Annotated in this window: 3 protein-coding genes and 1 pseudogene; all 4 read right to left on the minus strand. The window is 51.5% G+C overall.

Features of this window, described 5'->3' with window-relative positions:
- On the minus strand, positions 1-3217 hold a 3217-nt coding region (locus E8K88_RS17630; protein WP_168797388.1), incomplete at its 3' end, for a DUF6531 domain-containing protein.
- A 138-nt stretch (positions 3218-3355) separates the two neighbouring features.
- Positions 3356-3871: pseudogene (locus tag E8K88_RS18660) on the minus strand (PAAR domain-containing protein); the annotation flags it as partial.
- Between the two features lie 15 nt (positions 3872-3886).
- Positions 3887-4309: a DcrB-related protein gene (locus tag E8K88_RS17635; RefSeq protein ID WP_136407985.1), complete on the minus strand. Its 423-nt coding sequence runs from the start codon at positions 4307-4309 to the stop codon at positions 3887-3889.
- Between the two features lie 1714 nt (positions 4310-6023).
- Positions 6024-7190 (minus strand): type VI secretion system Vgr family protein (locus tag E8K88_RS17640; protein ID WP_136407986.1); only part of this gene is annotated, 1167 nt, incomplete at its 5' end.

Consider the following 7190-nt stretch of genomic DNA (forward strand, 5'->3'; position numbering starts at 1 on the left):
GCGTGCTTTGGGTGTTTTCGTGCTCGGTGCCTGGGCGGCGGGTGGTGTGTACGGCTTTGAGGCGGCTTTCTTCGTCCCACACAAAGCGCTGAATGCTGTGTTTGCCGCTGCGTTTTTCAATGAGGCGGTCGTGGCCGTCGTAGTTGTAGCGCTTGTCTTCAAACACGCGCACCAAGTTGTCTTGCACGTAGCCGCGCTGGGCGGGTTGGTTGGGGGCGCGAGCCGCTTGGGCCAGGGCAGGGTCTTGCAGGTTGCCTGCAGGGTCGTAGTCAAAGCGTTCATTGGCCGCTTGCGCCAAGGTGCCGGTGCTGCCAGCGGTGCGCAGCCGTTGGCTGTGCTCGATGCGGCCTGTGGCGTCGTATTGATGGCCGCGCGCGCCTTGTAGGCTGTGCTGAGCCAGGCGCAGCTCGCCGGTTTTGTCGTATTGCCAGGTTTTGAGTAGGCCGGTGAGTTCTTTGTGCTCGATGGGCTGGGCCGTTTGCAGGGTGTGCAGGGCGTTTTGCCAGTTGGCGTCTTGCGCAAGCAGGCCGTTATCGAAGGTGCTGGAGCGGCTCCAGGCGGCGGTGCGCCTGCCCATGGCATCGCGTTGGATGCGGGTGTTGAGGTGGCCTTGGCTGCGGGCCACTTCTTGGTGGAGTGCGTCGCGCTCGAGGTCGCAGATGAGCTGGTGCACGGCCATGGTGTGCGCCGCGCTGGCGTCCGCGCCTAGTGGTGTTTGCGTGTGGTCTGGCTGGGAGGGGGGGTGAGCGCCAGGCGCTAGGCTGAAGTTGATTTGGTGCAGGTGGCCTGAGCCGTAGTACAGGTAGTTCAGCGCCCGTTTGTGCGCCGCTTGCGGGTGGCCTTGGGGCAGGGCAGGCAGGGTGGTTTGGGTGCGGTTGCCTAGGGCGTCGTGTTGGTGTTCGAGGGTGTGTGTGTGGCCGCTGAGCAGGTCTTGGCTGGTTTCTTTGATTAAGCGCCCTTGCCGGTCGTAGACAAATTCGGTGTTGTGCAGCAGTTGCAGGCGCCATGGGTTGATGGCGTGCTGGGGCGCCTGCGTGCCGCTGGGCTGCGTGCGGCTGGACTCTTGTGCGCGCTTGTGGGCAGGGCCCTGCGCGAGCTCTTGCAGGTCTTGTTCATCGAGGTAGTGCACCGCATGCACTTGGGCTTGCAGCAGTTGGTCTGCATCGTCGTAGCGGTAGTGGTAATGGTAGTGGTGGGTGCGTTTTTCGAGCAGGCGCCCAGCCGCATCGCGCACCAATGCAATGCGCCGTGGGGCCGATGGCGGGCGGTTGACGGCGGGGCTGTCCGCCTCTGCATCGCTGCCTTCGCGGGGGTGGTAGGTGATGGCCACGGGCCAGCCACTGGCGTTGTAGTCGACTTCGACCCGGGTGCCGCCGATGCGTTGCTCTTCAATGAGGCGGTCAGCGGCGTCGTAGCCAAAGCGAAAGGCTTGGCCGTTTTCATTGACGAGGGTGTGCAGGCGGTGGGCTTTGTCGTAGTCCAGGTGAATTTGGCGGCCTTGCGCGTCGGTGTGCTGCCGCAGTTGGCCGTTGACATCGCGCTTGAATTCGGTCGGGCGTCCGTAGGGGTCTAAGCGCCCAATGAGGGAGCCGGCTTTGCTGTAGCGAAACTGGTGGTGGGCCCCGTCTGGCAATTCGAGTGAGTGCAGCAGGCCGCTGAGGCTGTGCACGTAGCGGTGGGTGTGGCCAGCGGCGTCGGTGACGGTGTGCAGGTGCCCGTTGGGGTCGTATTGGTAGTGGGTGCTTTGGCCTGAGCAATCGGTGAACTGCGCCAATTGTGCGCGGGCTGTCCAAGCGTAGCGCTGTACGCCGCCTTTGGCATCGGTGCTGATGATGGGCAGGCCCCGGTCGTTGTAGCCCCATTCGGTGCGTTGGCCCAGCGCGTCGGTATGGGCAATGAGGTTGTAGCGCTGGTCGTAGGCATAGTGTTCGCTGCTGCCATCGGGGTAGCGGATGGACAGCGGCAGGGCCCGAAAGCCGAGCCAAGTGGTGTGGGTGGTGCGCCCTAGCGCATCGGTGACGGCGCTTTCGTTGCCGTGCGGGTCGTAGGCGTAGCGGGTGGTGTGGCCTTGGGGGTCGATCAGGGCGGTGCGTTGGCGCAACGCGTTCCAGTGTTGGGTGAGGGTGTGGCCCAAGGCATCGGTGCTTTGAAGGAGGTTGTAGTCCGCATCCCAATCAAAACAATATTTGCGCCCGAGTGCGTCATAGACCCAGGTGCGCCCCCCGCTGGGTTTGTCAGCCGCAGGGGTTAGGCCGTTGCTGTGGGCTTGTGCGGCGCTGTGCAGGTGGTGTTCGAGCCGGAAGTCATCGCCTTGGTTGGTCCAATGGCGAGTCACGCGCGGGTGGTCGGCAAAGGCTCCCCATTCGTAATGGCAGCTGTAGCCGTCTGCATTGCGGTGCAGGGTCATCAGTTGCTCTGTGTTGTAGGCAAATTCTCGGGTGATGGTGCCTTCACGGTTGAGCACGCGGGCGAGCTGGCCGCTGGCGTGGTATTGGTAGCGCACCAACTGGCCGATGGATTCGCCTTCAGCGCCTTTGGTGAGTGTGATGCTGGCCAGCCTGCGGCCATGGGCTTGGGCTGGCTGGGTGTAGGCCAGCTCCAAAAGGCGGCCGGTGGTGTCTGTGATGTTGCGGATTTCAAAGCCGCTGTGGTAGCGCAAGGCAATGTAGTTGCCGTGCTCGTCTTCTATGCGTATGAGGCGCTGGGCTCCCGGGCGAATGGGCGCTACAGCGGCACTTGAATCGGGGTCTTGGTCGAGGGGCTCAAAGAGGCGGTACAGGCCATCGGCACTTTGCAGTGCGTATTGCCCATCTTCGGTGTGGTAGAGGATGTAGCCTTCGGCCACGTTTTCTTGCGAGTAACCGGGCTCTAACGCATCCCAGTAGATGTCACGCCCTTGCTCGTCGGTGTAGGTCACGAAGCCATTGGCGGCAATGTGCAACTGCACACCAAAGTCGCCCCCCCAGCCTTGGCCATGCACGGTGGTTTGGCGGGTATCGAGGCTGTTGTAGCGGCGGCGCCAGTGCAGCGGCAGTGGGCCGGGCAGCTCTATGTCGGTGTCTACGTCGCCAGTGAGGAATTTGATGCCGGTGGCGATGTGGACGGGGTTGAAAATAGCGCCTAGGATCGATTCAAGAGTTTGCTCAGAGAGATATTTTACGATACAAGGCGTAGCGGATTTGAGGGTGCCAGGAAGTTTGCCAATACACTTGAGCAACCCCCTAATGCCTTCAGTCAAGCCTATGATGGTGCCCAAAACCTGCGAGATCCAAGGTACCTCATCCGCCACGTTTCGCACTCTGGCTTTTGGATCCCCTACAAAAACATTGGGGGATCCCTCTTGAATAATAGCCCCGCACTCTACGGCATCACCCTTGCGTGCAAAGACTGCTTGATTCACAAAGACCGTTTCAGCGCCTTCTGCAATCAAAATTTGTGGTGTATGTCTGCTGCAGTAGACTTGATCAATTGGGTTATCAGGGCTTGCACGGGCAGCGCCGGTAAAGCGGCTATTGACAAACACATTAGTGGATGCATTGATGATTTTTCCGGTAATCGTGAAGGACTCAGGTAGAGCTCGGTCAATGAGGCTTTGGGCTACTCTACTCCCAAAAAAACCCGCGACAATGCTTGTAACGCCAGTAATCCCCCCTGCTGCAGTGAGCGTAAGACCTGCGATTGTGAACAAGGGCGCAGCCAAGCCTGCAGTGCTAACAATAGCAGCTGCAGCAGCTCCGGCCAGTGCGCCAGCCACGATGCCGCCCACCATTCCAGCTGCCACTTGCGCCCAAAAGCGAGCGTGCGCATTGCTGTGAGCTATGGGATCCAACAGTCTTGCCGCCGCGGCACCAGAGAGGTTAGGTGTTGTCATCGTGTTTGTCTTCGTTTAATGCAGCTCTGAGTTTTTCAACAAGGACTGCCATGCAGCCATATTTTTTGAAGACCAAGGCTCAAAAGACGTACCCGTTACGACCAAGACCGACTCCTGATCTTTGAGCACAAGCACCATTTGTTTTTGGTGATACTCACGGCCATTTTGTTTAAATGAGCTCGTAATTTGATATCCGGTCTGCGCACTTTTTTTGAAGTTGATTTCAATGCGCTCACTCTCAACAAATTTACTGACTTGCCTTGAAAGGTCACTCAATTGACGATCTATGAATGCCGTCAAAGGTTCTGCGGTCTGCAGTTTATCTCTGCTGATAGTGTAAGAAACCTCTTTTCCATCTTGAGTTACCAGCATATTTACAGATCTATCAATCAAATTATCTGGAATTTCTAAAATTCCTTCATTAATTAGGTATTTCATATTTTCTATTTATATCAAGTTAAGGAATTTCAAAAAATCCTGAGGCCCAATAAAACCATTTGTAACCTCATGACTTAATTGGTATTAGATTTTAAAAATACACTTCAAACAACCACTAATTTAAACGAATTAAAAAGCACATCACTCAAAACCTCATGATCTTCACAAAACAAACAGCCATTAAAATTTAATCCAAAAAATAAGATTTTTTTTTGGAAAAGGCATTTTTCAAATTCTCGAATGTGAGCCAAACAAAAAAAATAATAGCAAAAGAGAATAATGGATAATAAACATAACTGTTTTTTAAAAGCATCTGCCGAGCCAAACCCATCTCTGCAGGAGGCCCTCTCCATACCAGATAAACACATATCAAAGCCAGTATTATTGTTACAATCGCCGAGCGCACGTATACAGACTTTGAATATTTCTTCTTATCTTGAATACCCATTAAAGCCCCATTAAAGTAAAAATATATTGAGATAAAAGACTCTGGAGATTTCCTCAACGGAGATTAATTATCACCAATAATTCTAGTGAAACTCTGCAAAAGTCTCGTTACTAGGATGAGTGCGCTATCAAATATGAGCCACAAAGCGTCTTTTGAAAAGCATAGCCGCCGCCATGAACGAAAAAGGTAAAAAAATGATTTCAATGGCTTATGAATTTAAAATTTAAAGAGACCATGAAAACCAACCAGGGAATTTAAGGCTGATGCATAACTCACGGTTCGCAACATTATTTCAAAATCATCAATCACGCTACCAAAAAAAACTTTGCATTAGCCACTAAGAAATTTTAAAAATACAATAATCAATAAGTGTGATGCAATCAATCCATATGGCAAATTAAAAATTAAATAAAATATAAAAATTATTGTGAAAATGAATTTTAATATAATTTTTATTAAGCAAACCACTAGCCTCTAGTTTCATTATTGATTCAATATTTTGATAATTTTAAAAGTATTACTTTTTAAGGTAAATATCTCTTGGGTTTTGAATGCAACAAAAGAAAAATCTACAATAGCAAAAAGACATGTTGGATAATATATATTTATTATTTAGCATGACCTGATAAGCCAAAACCATCTGCACATGAAGCCCTCTCCACATAAGATAAATAAAAAAAGAAGCATAAAATACACAAAAGAATTAATGAGAGCGCCTGTGTTTTACGATTGACTTTGACTTTCCTTATCACTCATGATGAGCTAGCAATGAAATTGAAGTCCAGCAACACCCATAATAATTAAATATTTATTTTAGGAAACTCTATCGCTTAAATAATACCCTCTTAAGCAAATAATTATAAAAAGCAACATCACGATAATCCAAAACCACATAAATGGATAGAAAAAATATGTTTCTTTTAAAAGTTCATATTTTGCAGTGGTTTTTTCTGGAGGCCCCCTCCATAAAATAAAAGAAAAACAACACACTCCAATCAATGAGTAGAATATATAACTAAGAAAATCTTTATTTCGATCTTTTTTGACATTATTCATCGTCTTTGAGCACAAGGAGATATTTTCAAAATCCCATATAAATCACATAACTATGTGCAAATAATATAATAAGTATCTGGCATGTAAATTCAATTAACATCCATTTTTAATTGCAAGAAATAATTTAATCAAGTAGACCGAATGCTTAACCCGAAATAATTCTAGAAATCAATATTTATAATATAATCCGTCAGAGCCATCGCAGAAAGCCTAACAATTCAATAAGATATTCTTGGCTTGATGGGTTAGGTCTTCATTAAATTGGATTACGCCTTCACCGCTGCCGGCAATCACAATATTGCCTTCGGCCGTCATGGTGATGATGGAGCCCCCGACGGCGAAGGTGATACTCTGCCCTGCTTCTAGCCGAATGTGCTTGCCCGCTTTGATCAGCACCGAGTCTTCTTCGGACTGGATGTTGACGTTTTCGCTGGCGATGAGGCTGGCATCGGCATCCAAAGACGCCATGGTGATATTTTGCTGGGCGGTCAGGTTCATGTGGCCGCTGAGGGCTTCAGAGGCGATATCGCCTTCGCCAACGGTATTGCGTTGTCCGCCGCTGCTGACATGGGTGAGCATGCCGGTTTTTGCCAGCTGCGTCAGCTGGGCATTGGCCGATAGGGTGATGTTGTCTTGTGCGTGCGCAGAGACACTTTGCCCCGAGCTGATGACGATGGGTTTGGGGCTGATCAGGGACTGGCCCTCCGGGCTCACGATGGACACCACGGGTTTGCTGATGTCTTTGGAGAGCTCTTGCAGCGCGCGTGCCTGCTGCATGGCGGGGTCGGTGTTTTGAGGCAGGACGGTTTCGGGGTTTGCAGCGCCCCCGGCGGCAAAGTCTGCGAGCGCTTGTGCGGCTTTGGCGATAGAGGCTGCCGCGGCTGTTTTGCCTACGGATTGGAAGACGCCGTCGGCCATTTGCTCGACATGGCTGGCTTTGAGGTCGTTCAATGCGGTGATGGCGCTGTCCATCATTTGCAAGGCATTGTTGGCTTCTTGCATTAACGATTCTGTCGCGGCTAATGAGGAGCCCAGTTCCATGAAGCCGTCAGGGCTGTCGTGCGCAATTTTTTGGGTGAAGTCCTGCGAATAGGTGGTGATCAGGAGCCCTTTATCGGCACGGATGGCTCCCCACTCGTTGGTGCGTAACTCAAAACCATAGCTGCGTTGTGCAATGGAGCTTTGGTTCATGAGGTAGCCCATGTGCAAATGGGTGTTGCCATGGTCTGTGGAGAGCTCGATGTGTTCTGTGCCTTTGAAGTCTTCAAAGCGCAGCATGTGTTTGCCGCCGCCGCCTTTGCTCCAGTTGGTCTGAAAGCCTGTTTGCGTTTTATGCTTTGGCAGCTCCCAGGGCGGCATTTGCTCGGCGTTGTAGAC

This window comes from Lampropedia aestuarii, assembly GCF_004803635.1.
Taxonomy (GTDB): Bacteria; Pseudomonadota; Gammaproteobacteria; order Burkholderiales; family Burkholderiaceae_C; genus Lampropedia; species Lampropedia aestuarii.

Bases quoted from the DNA above. Each gene is read 5' to 3' on its own strand.
- E8K88_RS17635 (WP_136407985.1), bottom strand. From the start codon at position 4,309: ATGAAATACCTAATTAATGAAGGAATTTTAGAAATTCCAGATAATTTG.